Here is a 19,531-nt window from a genome sequence, read left to right on the forward strand (position 1 = left end):
TTTTAATTCCCCAGAGGCAATTCAATCCAAAACTTTGAACCTTTACCAACTTTCGATGTAAAATCTATCCTACCTTTCAATCTGCTTACACCATTTAAAACCAGAGTAAGACCTAAACCAAAACCGGGATAATCATCCTGACCGTGCAATCTTTCAAATGGTTTAAAGATTTTTGCTAAATTTCTTTTACTAATTCCTATTCCATTATCTTCAACAAAAATTCTTATACTTGTCTTATCTTTCTCTGTATAAATTTTTACAAACGATTGCCCCCTTCTCTTCCTGAATTTTATTGCATTTGATATCAAATTTATAAGAATATGTCTTAAAATGATTTTATCTGTATTTATTACATGATTTAGATTCTCAGTTATGATTTTTATATTAAAGCTTCTTATTTCCATTTCGTAAAGAGACAAAACCTCTTTAATCATACTCCTTAGATTTACCTTTTCAAATAGTATCTCCTTTTCCGTAATCTCACCCAACTTCTCCAAATCATCTATAATGGTTTCCATATTTTCAATTGATTTAGATATTCTCTCAAGATAAAAAGAAATATTATAATCCAGAACATTTGAACAACCTTCCTCAATGAATTCAACATAATTTTTTATAGCCCTAATCGGGGCTCTAAGGTCATGGGCAATTGCATAATTAAACGTCTTTAATTGTTCATTCAATTGACTCAATCTCTCATTAGTCCGCCTTATCTTATCATTTGATTCATTCAAATCATCTATAAGATTAATTAATGCCTTATTAAGCCTTTCTAAATCAAGAAATTTTTTAGTTAAAGCTCTTTTTCTTTTTATAATTTCAGCTTTATATTTTCTTCTGTATTCCAGTAATCTTTTATTAATCTTTCTTTCTTTTGTCAAATCCAGATATATTGAAAGGACAGCTATTCCATCATCAATGCGAATTTTACTTTTACAAATTTTGAAGTACCTCCGCCTACCATTTACATCTACAATTTCCATCTTTTTGGTTAAATGATTATTGTTTGTCATTTCTATTTCAAGTTGATTATTCAAATCATGCAGATATTCAACTGAACCCCGAGGAAATAATCCCTGGTTGTGTTCATCCAACCCAAAAAGTCTTTTATATTTTCTATTAACGTATACTAATTTATTTTTATTGATTCTAAAAGATACGGGAAAGGGAAATAAATCGAAGATTTTTAAAAAGACTTCCATCAGTCAACTATTGGCTTTAATCCACTATCTTCCAATTGCTTTTTTAATTCTTTAATTTTCTCTTTAAGTTCTACCATCTTTAACTCTCTGTCAGCAAGGGAATTAACAATTTTTTGCAACTCTTTTGTCCTTTCTTCTACCTTTTGCTCAAGCATCATTTTAGATTTTTCCACCTCCTCTTTCATCTCAAAATAGACAAGAGCTATAGCGATTTGCGAAGATATTTCCTCACAAAATTTCACATCCTCATCTGAAAGTTTTCTTATTGACCTCCCTCCGACACCAAATACTCCAATCACGTCGTTCTTATATCTCAAAGGAAAATCTATAAAGGCTCTTAATCCATGACTTGACATCTCCTTGATATGATCTGGAATAAATTCGTCTTTTTCAAGATCGCTTACGACATATTTATTTACCTGTTTATACCGTTCTAACATTTCATTCCCGCCCTTAGGAAAAGTAAATTCCACCCCCTTTTTATACTTCAAAAACCTGCCAAGCTGAACATTAACAATCCTGACTTTTCTTTGTTCTGGATAAATTCTAATTACCGCCGTGGCATCAACTTTTATCCTTTTTCTCACCTCTTTTAATATGTATTTAAGAACCTCATCCAGATTTTTTGATTCTATAATCTTCAAATCAATGGCTCTTAGTATTTCTAGTCGTTCAGCATAGTTTTTCAATTTTTCTTCTGTAATTTTTCTAACATTTATCTCTCTTTCGAGCTCATCCAGAGAAGTGATTTTCTTTAAAGCAATTGATACCGTCTCAGATATTGATTTAAGCACATTCATCTCAAAGTCTGAGATGTTGGGATTTTCTTTAAATACCAACAATATTGAACCCAATACATCCTCACCAGCGATCAAGGGAACAATAATAGCATAATTCAATCCATTCTTTTTTAAAACTTTTCTCTTAGGCTCAAATATCCTATTATCATTTGCCATGTCATCACAAATTATCAGCTTCTTTTCTCTAATAGCAAAACCATTTAGTGACTCGTCTACTGGCATATTATGGCATACCTTATCAAATTCATCGCCAAAACCCTTAGCACTCAGAAGAACTAGCGTATTCTCTTCTTTGTTATAACTAAAGATACTTGTTCTTGCATATTGTAAAAAACCGGATAATACATCAATTGTCTTGTCTGCCAACTCTTTAACATTATCTGTTTTGTTAGATATCTCGGAAATTTTATATAGAATATCAAGGTGATAATACTTTCTCTCCAGATCTTCCTTATATGCAATTAATTCATTTTTTGCCCTGACCTCTTCGGTCCTATCAATTATAGTCCCTACGACGGCGTTTCTATTATTGTATTCTATCATTGAATTAAATACTTCCACATAAATATCATGACCATATTTTGTTGGTAACCTAAATGTGTAATTTAATGAATAACCTGACGTATATATGCTCTTTCTAATATTCTGTTCAACAAAATCTAACGAATCAGGGTGAACCAACTCACGGTAATCTTTTCCAATTACCTCATTCATATCATAACCTGTCATCTGTAAAAAGCAGGGATTAACATATATAAACTTATCATCCTGGATTATATAAATCCCAACAATCGATTTTTCCGACAACATTCTGAATTTTTCTTCACTTTCTTTTATTTTTTTCAAATATGCTTTTTTATCGCTTATATCCCTAATTATAGCAAGTATATAAAAATCACCATCGATATCGATTCTGGAAAGGCTTATCTCTGCATCAAATAGTTCAGCGCTTTTTCTTTTATGCACCCATTCAAAAAATTGTGGAGTCCCATTCATGGCACTATTGATAAAATTCATACCCTTAACTCTTGAGGACATTCCATCGGGTTGAAGCTCTGGAGAAAAATCAAAAGGAGTTTTTCCAACAAGTCCTTTGTAATCACATCCAAATATTTCCAGAGATTTCCTATTACAATCAATAATAACTTCCCCTTTCATTAAAAATATTCCATCATTGGCATTTTCAAAAAGAGCGTGATATTTTCTTTCACTTTCCCTGATCTTACGTTCTGCCTCTTTCCTTTCAGTTATATCCTGAAATACCAACACTACACCATACAGATTCCCCTTGCTATCTTTAATAGGAGCACCACTATCGGCAATTGGTACGTATTTTCCATCCCTTGTTTTTAAAATTGTATGATTAGCAAGACCAACAACTATACCCTGCCCCAGAACCTTACTAACAGGGTCTTCTGCTTTTTTACCTGTAAATTCATTATATATATCAAACACTTTATTAACATCCTCATCAATTACCTCAGACAGAGTCCAGCCCGTAATCTTCTCTGCCACCGGATTCATGAAGTTAATCTTACCTTCCGCATCCGTTGTAATGACAGCATCACCTATGGATTTTAACGTGGTAAATAGCTTTGACTCACTTTCTTTAATTTTTTGTTCAATATTATATTTATAAAAGGCTGTCTCAATTGTACTTCTAAGTATTCTTTCATCATAGGGTTTAACTATATATCCGTAAGGTTCCGTTAATTTAGCCCGCGAAAGAGTCTTATCGTCAACATACGCAGTTAGATATATAATAGGGACTTCTTTTATTGAACGTAGTTTGTGTGCTGTCTCAATACCATCAAGTTTTCCACTCAACATTATATCCATTAAAATCAAGTCAGGATTTTTCTTCTCAATATCAGCCAACAATTTGCTTCCATTGGTATAAATAGCTACAACTTTATATCCCAGAGACTCAAGGATATACTTTATATCTTCTGCAACAAGTCTTTCATCTTCTACAATCACAATTCTTTTTCCCTTACCATCTGAAACCATAAAAATCCCCTTTAATTGACAATATTGCTTTTATATTTATTTAAGCCTTTCATCAATTTCAATATAAATTTTCTAAATGAATTTGTCAATCCTTCCTTTATAATTTGAAATTACCTATGCTTTTAATAAATTAATCAAGATGAGTTTCTTTGAAAAATATAAAATAACAAACTAAATTATATACAACTTAAAATGAAATTATTTAAGATTAATATTGCCTTTACTATAATTATTTTATTTACAAATTTATCATATGCATCACAAAATGAATATGAAACAGCTCTTGTTTTAAGCGGGGGAGGGGCAAGGGGCTTTGCACATATTGGTGTTATAAAAGCGCTTGAGGAAATAGGCTTTTACCCAGACGTCGTTATTGGGACAAGCATGGGTGCAATAATTGGTGCACTTTACTGCTGTGGGATGACAGCCACCGAGATTGAAGAGTACATTAAATCAATAAACTGGACACAGATTTTATCCGGACCTAAACTCAGGGATATAAAGCTTGCAACACAGAAAATGTTTGAGCTCCCTGGCATCTTTAACATCAGATTTGATGAGAACTTTAATCTAGTGTATCCAAGAAACATCTTATCAATGCAGGGATTACAAGATGTACTTTTCCAGAAAATTGCCGAACATGAATTCCTTTGCAATGGGGATTTTGACAAATTGCCAATTCCTTTTCGAGTAGTTGCAACAAACATAAAAAATGGAAAGACAGTTGTAATAAAAAATGGAAGTCTTTCAAAGGCAGTTGCAGCAAGCTCATCCTTCCCACTGGTTTTTGCCCCAGTAAAATATGGAGATTATCTACTTGTGGATGGAGGTCTTACCAATAACGTTCCTTGCGATGTTGCTGACTCTCTTGGAGCTAATTTTATAATAGCAGTTGATATAACAAGTAAAATTACAACAATAAAGGGTAGCGATATTGACCTATTTACATACATGGGGCAGACAATCAATACCCTTTCTTACTATGCAGATACAAAGAACTTACTCATGGCAGATGTACTCATTCGCCCTGAATTAAATAACATCAGTTCTACAGATTTCAATAAGATTGACACTCTTATCAAGATTGGATATAAAACAACACAGAATTATATTGGGTTAATTAAAAATTACATCTCAAAAAAAAACCGGAGGCAATCTATAAATAATAATTCCTTAGAAAATGTTAAAATTAAAAAAATAACAATCATCAACAACTACATCACAAGAGATTATGTAATAAAGAGGGAACTGGGACTTAAAGAAGGTGAAACACCTGATCTTGATAAGATAAGAAAAGGATATAATAATCTTTTAAGCACGGGGCTATTTAACACAATATGGGTTTCAATAAATAAAATTGATAAAAATAATGCTGAACTAAAAATAGATGTAGAAGAAAATAAACGTATTCTTTATACCATAGGTGCAAGATACTATTCCGAAAGGGATTCTAAAGCATTTATAAAATTATCATATTCCAATATATTTGGCTTCGGTATAAACAGTGAAGCTTTCTTTATAGCAAGCAATTTTAATACTAATATTGGTTTTAATATAATTAATCCTGGTATTCTTACTTCCAACATAGCACAAATTTTAAGATTTTGTTACGACTATGAAAAATTGCCTCTCTATGTAAATGGAGAAGAATATAAAGCTTTGAAATTTAAGGAAAGTGGAGTTAGCTTTCTTACAGGAGTACAAATAAAAAGGGTTGGTTTAACATCAGTTGGCACAAGTTATAAGACAATTAATATTCGTGACAATCGAACAGGATTAAACAATAATTTTTATAGGAAATCAATTTTCATAAATATTTTCGTTGACAATAGAGATGACGTAGATCTGCCAAATAGGGGAAAGAAAAATAATATAACATTTGAATACGCAACAATCGATAATTTAAAACTATATAAGCTGGATCTTGAATCAAGGGTATATGAAGATGTAAACAAAAGAAGCGTTTATTATACATATTTAAAAGTAGGTTATAATTCCCAGAATAACAATCTTTATGAATACTTTCGATTGGGTGGAATTGACGATCTACCAGCTTATAGAGAAGACGAGTTCTTAGGCAATATTGTAATATGCGCTGGAGTTGGATATAGGTTAAAGGTTAGAAGTGGAATATACTACAATATTTACTTCGCATATGGTGATATTTTGAATGAATTAAAAAATTTTAACTGGATGAAAGCAAAAACAGGGATAATGACAGGGATTATACTTGCTACTCCAATAGGACCTATAGATATGGAATACAGCTGGAACATGAAAAATAGAAAATCGTTATATATCCGCATTGGACATGTTTTTTGAATAAAATTTGACAAACAAGTGTTGAAAATAAAAAAGATTTTTAATAATATTATATAATTTATGCTTTTTAATAAAGGAGGGTGGTATAGGAGGAAATGTCTAAAAAACAAAAGAAAGCATCCAATGATGCAAACAGAGCATTAAGTAGATATCTAGAAGAGATAGGTAAATATGAACCATTATCTCCTGAAGAGGAGATTGAATTAGCTCAAAGAGTTAAAAAAGGTGATAGAGTAGCCTTAAAAAGATTAATAGAAGCAAACCTTAGATTTGTTGTAAGTGTAGCTAAAGACTATCAAGGTCAGGGGCTACCTCTTACAGACCTTATAAACGAAGGTAATCTTGGCTTGATAAAGGCAGCTGAGCGATTCGACGAAACAAGAGGTTTTAAATTTATATCCTATGCCGTTTGGTGGATTAGACAGTCTATCCTCCAGGCGCTTGCGGAACATTCTAGAATTGTAAGGCTCCCATTAAATAGAGTTGGAACAATCAGTAAGATAACTAAAGAGGCTGAGCTTCTTGAACAGCAATATGAAAGAAGTCCTAGGCAGGACGAGATTGCCGATGGACTCGATATGCAACCCGATGAGGTCTCCGACGCTATAAGAATATCGCGTAGGCACCATTCCCTGGAGGCACCTTTTAAAGATGGTGAAAAAAATTCCCTAATCGATGTTATTCAGGATGATACACAATTACCACCAGAAAAACCCATAATGAGCGAATCACTTAAACAAGAAATCAAAGATGCCCTAAACACACTTAAAGAACGCGAAAGAGAAGTTATAAAGATGTATTTCGGAATTGATAGAGAATATGCACTTACTTTAAATGAAATTGGTGAAGAGTTTAACCTGACAAGAGAAAGAGTCAGGCAGATTAAAGAAAAGGCTATTAGACGGTTAAGACATAAATCAAGAAGTAAAAAACTAAGAGCGTATCTGGGTGGATAAAAAGAAAGGAAGGTGATTGTAATCCAATGGTAATGGTAAATGTAAATGAAAAAGAACCACTAGAAAAGGCAATCAAAAGATTCAAAAAAAAATTCGAAAAAGCTGGCATCCTGAAAGACATTAAAAGAACTACCTTTTACCTAAAGCCGAGCGAAGAAAAAAGAATGAGAAGGGCAAAGGCATTAAAAAGATTAAGAAAAGCATTAGCCAATCAGAAAAACAGAAGATTTTAAATTTTTTAATCAACACTACTCGCTAAATTACCCACTCATAACGAGTGGGTAATTTGTTTTGATTAATAAAATGATAAAAGAAAGTATTTCTGGGATAAGAGCATACGAGCATGATTTTACTGAAGAATTAATTTCAAAATACATAGAATCGTTTCGATGCATTTTAGATCCCTGTAAAGTGATCATTGGAAGAGATTCAAGGAAAAGCGGGATAAAAATATCTAAAATCGTAAAAAAATACTTAGCTTCTCAGGGAGTTCACGTCCTTGATGCTGGGATATGTCCAACACCAACAATCGAATTTTTAACAAAAGAATTGGGTTATGATGGCGGAATTGTAATAACTGCAAGCCATAATCCATTACCATGGAATGGGCTGAAATTCATTAATGCAGATGGTACGTTCCTTAACAAAGCACAGATGGAAAAATTATTAAAATTAAAAAGAACTATCGAAATCAAAAGAGAAGGGACAAAAAGTGCCGAGATAATAGAGGACAACAAAATACGCAGACGTCACGTAGAATATATTTTAGAACTAAAACCGATTGATATAGAACTTATAAGAAAAAAGAATTTTAGAGTGGTGATTGACGCTGTTAATGGTGCATGTTCAGAAACTGCCCCAGAACTACTTACAGAAATCGGATGCGATACCATTGAAATCAATTGTGACCCTACAAAACCTTTTCCTAGGAATCCAGAACCACTGGTTGAAAATCTTAAAGAATTAAGCGAAAAGGTAAAGGAATCAAATGCAGATATTGGATTTGCCATTGATCCTGATGGAGATAGACTTGCCGTTGTATCAAACGAAGGTCTGCCAATTGGTGAGGAGTACACAGTAGTAATGGGAATCGAACTCATTCTATCTAAATGCTCAGACAACAGCAAAAAAAATGTTGTTGTCAACCTGTCTACAACACAGCTTGCGGATATAGTTGTAAAAAAGTACAATGGTAATATTTTTAGATCCAGTGTTGGAGAAATTAATGTAGTAGAGTTAATGAAAAAAGTTAATGCAATTATCGGTGGCGAAGGAAATGGAGGAATTATTTACCCTGAATGCCACTATGGACGTGATTCACTTGTCGGAATAGTACTAATATTACAAATGCTAGCTGAAAGAAATATAAATATAAGCGAATACGTCAACTCCCTACCAAAATTTTATATGATAAAAGATAAAATTAAAATAAAAAACAAGGATCTTCAAAATGTACATAAAAAGCTGGAAAATGTTAAGAATTTGCTCAAGCCAGACAGTATCGATTTTACAGACGGTATAAAACTGCTCTGGAAAAACTACTGGCTACATATTCGACCATCCAACACAGAGCCTATAATAAGAATATATTCAGAAGCAGATAATATGGGATTTGCCAGAGAATTGGTTGAAAAAATTAAAGATTTATTAAAAAATGAGTAGATATTGAAAAATACCAGCGAATCAGAAATCATTAAAAATATTGAAAAATATATTGATCAAACTCTATTAAAGCCCGATACTTCTGATGAAATTCTCAAAGACTTCATCAATAAATCTAAAAATTATGATTTTTTTGCAATATGTTTAAACCCAGTCCATACTGCCGAAGCAAAAAGAATTCTCCAATCAACTGATATAAAAGTAGTAACAGTCGTCGGATTTCCACTTGGAGCTAATAAAACCGAAATAAAAATAAAAGAGGCCGAATCAGTTCTTAAAGATGGAGCTGATGAAATTGATATGGTCATGAATATCGGAAAATTAAAAAGTACGGATTATGGTTATGTAGAAAATGAAATTAGAAATGTAAAAAATATTTGTGGAGAAAAAATTCTAAAAGTAATCATTGAGACTTCTCTTCTTAGCTTGGACGAGATAAAAACAGCCTGTGAGATTATTGCCTCAGCAGGTGCAGATTTTGTAAAGACATCAACCGGTTTCCTCGGCGAGGGGGCAAAATTAGAGTATATAAAACTCATCAAAGATATACTAAAACCACCGGTGAAAATAAAAGCCTCCGGTGGTATACGGTCTCTAAAAGATGCTGTTAACATGATAAAAGCTGGTGCCGACAGAATTGGTACAAGCAGTGGATTTGCAATAGCCGATGAGGCAAAAAAATTATAAATCCAGGTCAATATCAAAATCAATATCTATCTTCCTGAAACGCTTTATATATTCTGTAAAGTTTTTATCACGACCGGATAATCCTGATGCACTCGCTATATAGTTGTGCATTTCCTTATCAAGGGGATTGAATATTGCCCCATCCAATCCCATCATAATTGCGCATATCAAAAAGGCTCTATTGATATACTTCCTTTCAGGTAAACCAAAGGAAACATTACTTAAACCAACTATTGTTGGTAAACCAAACTCATTTTTAATTATTTTAATAGCCTCAAGAGTCCCCTTTGCTGAATCCTGCGCTGTTCCGGCAGCAAATACTACAGGATCAACTATAATCTTATCAAAAGCAACATTGTATTCCTGACAAATAGAGAGCATCTTTTCCAGAATTCTTATTCTATCACTAGTGGTTTCAGGCAATTTATTATCAACCGTCAATAATACAATAATAGAGCCATACTTTTTTGCAATAGGCAATAATTCTTCATAGGACTCTTCTTTAGCATTGATGCTATTTATTGTTGGTTTTCCACGATATACTTTCAAACAATCTTCAATTACAGCTTTTCTATCGGAATCTATAAATATAGGTACATCAAAATTATTCTGAATTTCAACAATTGCCTTTACAAAGATTTCCCGTTGATTTATTCCAGGAACACCGAGATTAACATCAAGGCAGTGTGATTCATTTTCTATCTGTCGCCTTGCCTCTTCAACTAATGGAATAAGATTAGAACTTTTTATAGCTTCAGATAGGCTTTTTCTATTTGTAGGATTTATCCTTTCACCTATCTTTACAAAAGGGAAACTATTACCAAAATATACCGCATCTCTCAAACCTGATATCGAATGAACCAAGGTAGTCTCTGAATCCACTCTTTTCTTTAAAGTTTTAAAATTTAATCTTTTGAGAAAATACAGACCTTTCCTACTGCATAAGCCAATAACTCTTACATTCAGCTGTCCTAGATTATCCAATATCTTTTCAATATTTTGCTCTGACTCTTCACTAAAAAACAGCGCTATTGGTAATTTCCTTTCAAAATTATGACCCTGAATTTTATCAATAATGCTACAGTTTACATTATCGATTACAAAACCAGCACACCCATTTTCAAATCCAGAAACCATTTCCATATATGAATATATGCTAAACCCATCATTACTTATTCCAGAAGAATTAAATTTTTGAAAGATCACGAAAGGAACATACCCTGCGCTCTCTCTCAATGATATTATTGAGGTTCTTATTTGCGTAACGTTATCAAAATTAAAGAAAGTTACAAACTCAGGTTTATTTTTATCGCACCTAAACAATTCCTTATATTTCAAATAAAAACTATCGAAACTATCAGGCGACAAAATAGTCTGGCTGGATATCTGATGCACAATTTGTGTATAAACAATATTATCACTCTGCAACAATTCTTTTTCTACTATACCGTGGCAACTTCCCCGTAAATTATCAGGTAAAATTAATACGGGATAGGACATTAACTGTGATATATCATCATCTGTAAAATTATTAAAATCCTGCTCCTTTTCCGGAAATATAAAGAGGCAAATGTCTTCTTTAAGTTTCTTTGAAATATCCATTTTAAATATCACATCGTATATTCACGAAGTCGCCGAAGGCGATTTACCGAAGGGCAAGATAGCCTTACGGCAATTGAAAAATGAGGATTGCAATGTGCAAAAGTTAAATTTATTTCTGTCTACATTTTGAGTACAAAAGCCAAATCCGACAAAAGGCGATTTTGCATTTTTCAATTTGCATTTTGCATTTTGCATTCTGCATTGAGACATTGCGCTTAACATGTTTATATCGGTCCAATTAATCCCGATGTTGATTTTATTGGCTGCATTAAAAATGATTTATTAAGGATAACTTTAATAGAGTTCTCCGGTTTCAATACATCGAAAATTACTTTTTGATCTGACAAAATCCAATCGCCATAACCGGGGCTAACCCTTACCAATTTTCTACCATTAAGCTCATTTTTAAACCTATCCTGAAAACATAATTCTAAATCTTCAACAACAGTATCTGTATAACCTGCTCCTATACCATTTAATAGATACGCTTCATAAATATCACCATTTTTCCCACTTAGTTTATTCACCCGGTTATCCAAATCTTCTCCAATTGTGGCAACATAAATTATCAAAGGGTATGCAGTGCCTTTTTTGTCATTACTTCTAAAAAATTTATGAAGGGATTTTCCTGTAAGTTGAAATGCTCCATTCTCTTCCATGATACCGCTATCGATTTTAATTCCCCGAAAAACCAGATACGTAATGTATGGTTTAATAATTTCACGATACTTTTTGAAAACATCTAATAGATCAGACCTTGTTCTATTTGCAGACTCATTCGTTTTGGTGAGATTAATTTTCAAACTTCCTGAAGTTTCACCTAAAAAATGAAAAAATAAATTTAATTTTCTACGAATCATACTTATATCGTAAGAACTAAATATTTTTTGCAGTGTAGCCAAACTTTCGCTGTTTATTTCAGAATCTTGTAGTTTTGAAAATGCCTTTAACTTATCTAATATTAAAGGATTATCACAAATGAGCTCCAATATTTTTTCGATTTCTTCCCTCTCCAATAAATATTTAAAATCTTTTTTTATAATGATTTGCATTGTAGATGGGAGGTTTATCTTATCTTTTCCTCTATATACTTTTTTATTCTATCCGGCAGAGAATCATATCTTTTATTAATCTCCTCATCACTCAAGGATTCTAGCCATTCCCTTACTTCTGCCCCATACTTTTCTACCCATTCTAGATAAGCTTTTTTACCAGCATCCTGGCCAATTTCCCTACTACAACACCGCTTAAATTTTTCCATTTCATTAATCTGAATTCCTATTTCTTTAGCATGTCTCGAAGGTTTAATTTTATTCTGATTAAAACGCATAACTACGCATTCAAAATTTCGCTAATTTATATTTTAAATGGGTCATTTACAATATCGATATTGATTATTAAAAACCTCAAGAGCTCTACGGACAATCTCTGCATTCCCACCAACTATTCCATTTGGAATCCTTGTTACTTTACTTTGATTGTAGAACACATCTTGTCCATCAATCCTTTTAAATACTCCACCTGCAGCAACCACCAGACAGTGCCCTCCGCAAATATCCCATTCATTCTTTGGCTTCAGACTAATCACAATATCAACCCTACCCGCTGCCAGGTTTGCAAGTTTATACGCTACGCTACCACAATGCTTAAAATCTTTAAATAGTTTCCTGTACGAATCCCACAAACCATCAGCTACTTCTGTCCTGCTCACCATTGCAAAAGCATTAGAGAGATCCCTTTCCTGGGTAACAGAAACTGAAGTGTTATTCAATTCAGCTCCCTTACCAACCTCTGCTGAATAAAGCTCATTCTTCATTGGATTATATATCACCCCTATCACCGGCCTACCATCTTCCACGAGTCCGATTGAAACAACAAATTCGGGCATTCCAGCTATAAATTCTTTGGTACCGTCAAGTGGATCAATAATCCATGTATACTTTTTATTCAGCCTATCACTCGAGTCTTTGGTCTCCTCTGACAACCAGCCATAATTCGGAAAATTATCCAGCAAATATGTTCTCAAAAACTCATCAGCTTCACAATCGGCTTTAGTAACGGGATTATTTATACCCTTCTCTTTTACCCAGTACTGATTCGATGTAAAATATTTTTTTAAAATCTTTCCTGCCTCTATAGCAGCTTCTCTCGCAACCTCAAGTTCAGTTTTCATGGCGTCAAATATAATAAAAATACCCAAGCAATTCAACTCAAAGAAATATAAGCCTTATAAAACTATAGCAACAATCACATACTCCACATGATTTAAACTTTTGCTCATTAGTTGTATTATTTTAACTCCTGTATTATATTATATAAGTTATATTAGATATTCATAAATGACGATTATAATTATACAACTTATAATTATACTTTTACTTCTCATCTTATCAGCGATTTTCTCTGGATCAGAAACGGCATTATTCTCTCTTTCTGAAACACAAATAGAAAAAATAGCTAAAAAAAACCCAGAAAAAGCAAAAAAGATACGTTTCCTATTGGAAAGCCCCAGACGACTGATAATTACCATACTTCTGGGGAACGAGTTCGTGAACATTTCTCTATCAACATTATCCGCTGGAATAATAATGGCCCTATTTGGATCAGAAGTCCCTTGGATTAATATTGTGATTGTATTCCCAATCCTTTTGCTTCTCGGTGAATTAACGCCTAAATCATTCGCAATCCGTAATAATGAAAAATTCGCATCCTTTGTGAGCACTCCCTTAATAATTTTCTCTAAAGCAATCACACCAGTTAGATGGTTTATAAGAAACATATCCGATCTTTTTGTAAATATAGTTGTAAAAAAAGAAACACGAAGTGATAATATTTTGAGTGAGGATGTGGTAAAATCAATTATAGATGAAAGTGAAAAAGAAGGAATAATCGACGCTCTTGAAAAAGAGTTTATATATAAGATATTTGATTTCGGAGATACACTGGTTAGAGACATAATGACACCTAGAGCAAATATCTTTGCCTTACCATATGATATGAAATTAAAGGACATTATTAGAGAAATAAAAAGGAATCATTACTCAAAAGTTCCAATCTATAAAGAAGATATTGACCATATACTCGGAATTATATTTGCCACAGATTTAATTGGACTAACCGATAAGGAAATTGAGAACTCCACGCAAACATTAAGGAAATTGCTCCATAAACCATTATTTATACCTGATACAAAGAAAGCAGAAGATTTATTTCAAACTTTAAGGAAAAGGAAAATATCAATTGCCATAGTTCTTGACGAATATGGTGGTGTTGTGGGACTTGTCACAATGGAAGACCTTTTAGAAGAAATATTTGGTGAGATATCCGACGAATTCGAAAAGGAAGATAAAAAATTTGAGAAAATAGATAATAATGTTTACAGAGTTCATTCAACACTTTCACTTGAAGAGTTCAACAGAATAATGGACACAGACATCTACAACGAGAATGTTAACACAATCGGAGGATTTGTATTTTCACTATTTGGTGAATTACCAGTTGTAAACTCTACGGTAAGATATAAAAACCTTGTTTTCACAGTTGAAAAAATATCCAATAATCGGATAGAAACTATCAGGGTAAAAAAAGATCAATGACTGTCTGGTTAGGTATAATAGTAATATTGCTTTGCGTTATCTGTGAGGGATTCTTTTCCGGTTCCGAAATAGCAATAGTCTCAATAGATAGAGTCTTACTCCAGCATAAAATAAAACAGGGTGGTAGAAGGGCTAAAATTGTCTACTACTATCTTAAAAAACCAGAGATCTTATTAGGAACAACACTCGTTGGCACAAACCTATGTACAATTACCAGTACAACTATATCAGCTTATATTTTCTTTAATTACTTCGGCGAATCGGGGATTCCGATATCAATTGCCATTATATCCTTTATAAATTGGATATTTGGAGAGATAGTACCAAAGAGTATATTCCAGCAGGAAGCTGATACAGTAACCATAAAGACTATATATGTCCTCAGATTTTTTTCTATATTGTTTTATCCTATCGTAAAAACCTTTACTGCAATATCAGCAGGCATAAATAGAATCATGAGTGGTAAAAACTACGATAAGAATGTAGGTTTCTTCAGCCGTGAGGAACTGAAAATAATAATGAATCTAAAAGGACCAGCGTACACCGACATAAAGCCAGATGAAAGAAAAATGATCAATCGCTTACTGTCCTTTAAAGAGAAAGAAGCAAGAGACATTATGATTCCTCTAATAGATGTTGCCATAATATCTGAAGAAGCCACAATCGATGAAGCAAAAGTAAAATTCATCGAAACAAAACATCGTAGACTTCCTGTTTATAAAGAGAGAGTATATAATATCATTGGAATTCTTAACAGCTTTGATATACTTGGAGAAGATAAGAATAAGAAAATAAATCAGTTCATCAGACCAGCTTATTATGTACCCCTTACTGCAAAAGTTACTGACATACTTAAATATATGCAGACCACAGGAAACAGTATGGCAATAGTCGTCGATGAGTATGGACTGGCAAAAGGCATTCTAACAATTGAGGATATTCTCGAGGAAGTCGTTGGTGATATCGAAGATGAATATGATGTCGTCATTCCAAGCTATACAAAAAATCCCGACGGAAGTATTACTGTTAAAGGAAAATATCCTGTAGCTGAACTGAAAGAAAAATTTGAAATAGACTTACCAAAGGGTGACTATGAAACAATAAGCGGATTTATAATTGATAAACTAAAAAGAATACCTTTCCCCGGTGAAAAAGTAATCCACAATAATTATGAATTCACGATACAAAGAGCAACCAAACGAGCCATATTAGAAGTAAAAATAAAGGAATTAGATCAAAAATAATTTTTATATTTTTCCCATATAATAATTGATAATCTATAAAAAATAAAACCCGTGATTATCCCTGCAACAGAATCAATCACATAGTGATAGCTACAATAAAAGGTTGCCAAAAAAACCCCAACTGCAAAGAAGCCTACAATGCATGATCTCTCTTTAAAATACTCTCTCGAAAAAAGAAAAACTAATAAGCTCGCAGAAACATGGGTGCTTGGAAAGGCACCTCCTCCCTGTTCTCCCAAAAGGTAAATGATTTTCATCAGCGGTATAAACACTACCCCCGATGGAAAAAGCTTATCATGATAATGTATGGGACCATCGGCAGGAAAAAACATAAAGAATAGATAATGGGTATAAAACATAAGCGTTATCCCAAAAACCATTTTTTTAAAATATTCTTTATCTACTCTAAAAATGAATAATCCAGGGAGGAATAGCAGAACATAATAAGAAAAATACATAGCATGCATGATCTCATCAACAAGTAGGGAATTAACACTTTTTGATAGAATCAAATATATTGGTTTTCTGAAAATTATAATGTCAATTTTATTTAGAAAATTGTCGAAGGTATGGGAAAATATCAGATTATCCAGGCTTGAAGCTTCAATATAAAAAAACATACAGGAAATGATAGGAAACCATAAATGAAGCCAATGGAATATATTTTCACTCTCTTCTTTATAAATAGATACAATAAACAAAGATAGAAGAGCAATATTTATATATAAAAAATGGCTGTAATTTTTTAATGCTTGATCGGGAAATAAAAGAATAATAAGTATTAGATAAACATCAAATAAAAGAAATAGATAATCGGTTAAAATTAACCTTTCTCTCAAAGTATCTGTATTTATAGCCATCCGTTATTAATATACCAGTTGTAGGTCTCCCTTAACCCCCTCTCAAGATCATAGGAGGGTTTAAAACCAAGAGAAAAAATTTTATCCGCGGAGCACATCCAGTATTGTTCTCTAATCTCATAATATTTATCAATGTTTATTATTGGTACTTTACCACTAATAAATGAAAATATAGTATTTACAATAGCAATGAATTTCAATAAGAATAACGGCACAGGGATTGGTATGGTCCATTTATTCATAATCTTTGATACCTGTTTAAGCAATTGACTTGCTGTGTATATTTTGCCATCAGAGGCAAAAAATATTTCACAACTTTCTATGTTCCTCTCCATCAATTGTATTATCAACTTTACAAGATCTTCTAAATATATTAGTGAAAAATATCTTTCCTTAAACCCAATAACAGGTCTAAGATGGTTTTTAACATATTTGAAAAAAGAAAATGTCTCTTTATCTCCAGGTCCATATACAATAGCAGGTCTAACTATCACAGCATTCACATAATCACACTCTTTTAAAAGTGCTATCTCTCCAGCAAGTTTGCTTCTCCCATAATTTGATACTGGAGAATTAATTGAATCCTCTTTTTTTGGACTATTATTATTGGAAGGACCGGCTGATGCAAGAGAACTTACATATAAAAATTTTATCCCTCTTCTACCTGACTTTTTAATAGCTTCCAGAAGATTCACCATTCCATAGTAATTAACCTTGAAGTAATCAGACTTTTTATTTGCCTCTATTACGCCAGCGAGATGTATAACCACATCAATTCCCTCAATGGCAGGTATCAGGGTTGTGTAATCCGACAAATTACCAACAATCCATTGAACTTTACCAATAAATTCGGAAGGTTTGATACTTGTATTTCTTATTAAACACCTAACATAGTAATTTTTTTGTAAAAGTTTTCTTACGAGATTTCTACCTATAAAACCTGTAGCACCAGTTACAAGAATTTTCATTCTATCTTCTCAATAAAATCAGTGAAAGTATAAATAAAATTGCTATAATACAAATTAATTTAATCAGTGTATCTCAAATCAGGGAAAATTGACAATATACTTTTTAAAAGTGCACAACTTTTACTTTAAATGAAATGGCTACAATCAATTTTACTCCTTTCACCTTTATTATAACATCACAATAAAAAATTCAATATATACAATAATACTTGTATTAATGTAATATACTCCATTTTAGAAAATATAAATACTTTTACAGCAATAATTTTTCAATTAATAATTTAGCTATAAAATTTATATCATTTGATAAAGGTTCAAAAAATATCCATGTTTTTAACAAACTTCCCTGATTGTATAAAAAGTGAATTAAGTAATGCAACAGACCTATCCCAGGTCCTTTTCATAAATCCTATATGTCTTATATCTCTTTGCCATACTCAGATTTTCTATCGCCCAAATCATCAATTTATTCGTCTCCAGTATCCAGGACATTTCACACTTCTCATAACCCTTTTCCAGACCGTTTTTTATAGTTTCATAATAAAAAACAGTATCTATACCTATTTTCCTGTATTCCTTTAGAACACCCATTATAAGTGTTCTCAATCCTTTAATCTTGTTCTTATTCAACAAAAGCTTAAATATCCCAAATGGCAGGAGCCTTCCGTTCATCTTTATCAAAACCTCGTTAAAATCAGGAATAGTCAACGATAAACCCACTGGTTTGCCATCCCTCTCAGCAATAAATACCAGGTCTGGATCAACAATCAACTTCAAATTATTTTTCAAATGCTCTATCTCACTATCAGTTAATGGAACTGCACCCCAATTCTCCGACCATGCTTGATTATAAATTTCTTTTATCTTTTCTACTTCTTCATCCAGATGCTTCATATCAATTTTTCTTACAACAAAGGATGCTCTCTCTTTAATTTTCTTTACCTTCTCTTCCAATTCTTCTGGCACTTTATCAAACTGTTTAACTATCTGATACGCATATAAGTCCATTATCTTTTTATAACCCTGAGATACTATCAAAATCTCATAATACCTCGGATTATATGGCATCATTATGACAGGAGGTGATTTAAAATCATCCACAAGCAATCCAATCTCCTCGTTTATCGAGTAATTTGCTGGACCACGTATCTTTTTCAATCCCCTTTCAGCTAACCATTCTTCAGCTTTTTCAAACAAAATTTTTGCAATGTCCTGATCAGTGGTACATTCAAAAAAACCAAAGAAACCCACACCATCATTATAAATCTTCAAATGCATATTGTTCTTAATCGCTGCAATTCTACCAAGTACCTCACCATCTCGCTCAGCCAGAAAAAATTCTGCTTCCGAATGCTCAAAGAACGGATACTTTTTTCTGTTAAATAACTCCTTCTGATCAACAATTAATGGAGGCACCCAATTCCTGTCATTCTTATAAATCTTCCAAGGTAACATAATAAATCTTTTAAGGTCTCTTCTACTTTTTACTGAATATACTCTTATCATTATTACCCCCAATTGCGGGACTAATTTTATATCCTACTTGTAATTTAAAAATAAAGCAGTAAAAAACTACTTAATTTTATGAGAAAAGGAAAATTTTTAACATTCAGGGATTATTC

Annotated in this window: 16 protein-coding genes; 7 read left to right on the forward strand and 9 right to left on the reverse strand. The window is 32.6% G+C overall.

Translation table 11 applies throughout. The features are described 5' to 3' along the window. Positions 1–2: 2 nt before the first annotated feature. Complete coding sequence (locus H0Z29_02795; GenBank protein MBO8130427.1) at positions 3–1,202, reverse strand: hypothetical protein; 1,200 nt, start codon at positions 1,200–1,202, stop codon at positions 3–5. Beyond that, the gene (locus H0Z29_02800; protein ID MBO8130428.1) at positions 1,202–4,012 is read right to left on the reverse strand and encodes a PAS domain S-box protein; all 2,811 of its coding nucleotides are present in this window, start codon (positions 4,010–4,012) and stop codon (positions 1,202–1,204) included. Before H0Z29_02800 ends, H0Z29_02795 begins: the two co-directional genes overlap by 1 nt. 192 nt (positions 4,013–4,204) lie before the next feature. Here H0Z29_02800 and H0Z29_02805 point away from each other — a divergent pair, with 192 nt between their 5' ends. The 5 genes from H0Z29_02805 (at position 4,205) to deoC (ending at position 9,639) form a co-directional block, all read left to right on the forward strand. Further along, the gene (locus tag H0Z29_02805) at positions 4,205–6,334 is read left to right on the forward strand and encodes a patatin-like phospholipase family protein (GenBank protein ID MBO8130429.1); all 2,130 of its coding nucleotides are present in this window, start codon (positions 4,205–4,207) and stop codon (positions 6,332–6,334) included. Positions 6,335–6,429: 95 nt separating this feature from the next. Continuing rightward, positions 6,430–7,290, forward strand: a complete 861-nt coding sequence (locus tag H0Z29_02810) for a sigma-70 family RNA polymerase sigma factor (protein ID MBO8130430.1) — start codon at positions 6,430–6,432, stop codon at positions 7,288–7,290. Between the two features lie 26 nt (positions 7,291–7,316). Next, on the forward strand, positions 7,317–7,523 hold the full coding sequence (locus H0Z29_02815; GenBank protein MBO8130431.1) for a 30S ribosomal protein S21: 207 nt from the start codon (positions 7,317–7,319) through the stop codon (positions 7,521–7,523). 70 nt (positions 7,524–7,593) lie between these two features. Then, on the forward strand, positions 7,594–8,952 hold the full coding sequence (gene glmM / locus H0Z29_02820; GenBank protein ID MBO8130432.1) for a phosphoglucosamine mutase: 1,359 nt from the start codon (positions 7,594–7,596) through the stop codon (positions 8,950–8,952). Between the two features lie 39 nt (positions 8,953–8,991). Next, a complete protein-coding gene (gene deoC, locus H0Z29_02825) occupies positions 8,992–9,639 on the forward strand; it encodes a deoxyribose-phosphate aldolase (GenBank protein ID MBO8130433.1) in 648 nt (215 codons plus the stop codon). Here deoC and H0Z29_02830 read toward each other — a convergent pair. The 4 genes from H0Z29_02830 to H0Z29_02845 all read right to left on the reverse strand — a co-directional run bounded on the left by H0Z29_02830 (position 9,634) and on the right by H0Z29_02845 (position 13,414). Then, entirely contained in the window at positions 9,634–11,241 is a 1,608-nt protein-coding gene (locus tag H0Z29_02830; protein ID MBO8130434.1) for a dihydropteroate synthase, read from the reverse strand. The two genes, deoC and H0Z29_02830, sit on opposite strands and share 6 nt — an antisense overlap. Positions 11,242–11,465: 224 nt before the next feature. Continuing rightward, positions 11,466–12,044 carry a hypothetical protein gene (locus H0Z29_02835; GenBank protein ID MBO8130435.1) on the reverse strand — a complete coding sequence of 193 codons (579 nt, stop codon included), beginning with the start codon at positions 12,042–12,044 and terminating at the stop codon, positions 11,466–11,468. Positions 12,045–12,307: 263 nt separating this feature from the next. After that, a complete protein-coding gene (locus tag H0Z29_02840; GenBank protein ID MBO8130436.1) occupies positions 12,308–12,571 on the reverse strand; it encodes a hypothetical protein in 264 nt (87 codons plus the stop codon). A gap of 42 nt (positions 12,572–12,613) precedes the next feature. Continuing rightward, positions 12,614–13,414 carry a 3'(2'),5'-bisphosphate nucleotidase CysQ gene (locus H0Z29_02845; protein MBO8130437.1) on the reverse strand — a complete coding sequence of 267 codons (801 nt, stop codon included), beginning with the start codon at positions 13,412–13,414 and terminating at the stop codon, positions 12,614–12,616. Between the two features lie 166 nt (positions 13,415–13,580). On the opposite strand from H0Z29_02845, the gene H0Z29_02850 reads away from it, so the two are divergent. Both H0Z29_02850 and H0Z29_02855 read left to right on the forward strand, forming a co-directional pair. After that, a complete protein-coding gene (locus tag H0Z29_02850) occupies positions 13,581–14,837 on the forward strand; it encodes an HlyC/CorC family transporter (protein MBO8130438.1) in 1,257 nt (418 codons plus the stop codon). After that, complete coding sequence (locus H0Z29_02855) at positions 14,834–16,081, forward strand: HlyC/CorC family transporter (GenBank protein MBO8130439.1); 1,248 nt, start codon at positions 14,834–14,836, stop codon at positions 16,079–16,081. The genes H0Z29_02850 and H0Z29_02855 overlap by 4 nt, the downstream gene beginning before the upstream one ends. Here the strand turns inward: H0Z29_02855 and H0Z29_02860 are convergent. The 3 genes from H0Z29_02860 to H0Z29_02870 all read right to left on the reverse strand — a co-directional run bounded on the left by H0Z29_02860 (position 16,072) and on the right by H0Z29_02870 (position 19,415). Beyond that, the gene (locus H0Z29_02860; protein ID MBO8130440.1) at positions 16,072–16,941 is read right to left on the reverse strand and encodes a phosphatase PAP2 family protein; all 870 of its coding nucleotides are present in this window, start codon (positions 16,939–16,941) and stop codon (positions 16,072–16,074) included. The genes H0Z29_02855 and H0Z29_02860 overlap by 10 nt on opposite strands. Beyond that, entirely contained in the window at positions 16,932–17,909 is a 978-nt protein-coding gene (locus H0Z29_02865) for an NAD(P)-dependent oxidoreductase (protein ID MBO8130441.1), read from the reverse strand. Before H0Z29_02865 ends, H0Z29_02860 begins: the two co-directional genes overlap by 10 nt. A gap of 384 nt (positions 17,910–18,293) precedes the next feature. Beyond that, positions 18,294–19,415, reverse strand: a complete 1,122-nt coding sequence (locus tag H0Z29_02870; protein ID MBO8130442.1) for a GNAT family N-acetyltransferase — start codon at positions 19,413–19,415, stop codon at positions 18,294–18,296. Between the last annotated feature and the right edge of the window lie 116 nt (positions 19,416–19,531).

The organism is Candidatus Neomarinimicrobiota bacterium (assembly GCA_017656425.1).
Classification (GTDB): domain Bacteria; phylum Fidelibacterota; class UBA2242; order UBA2242; family B5-G15; genus JACDNV01.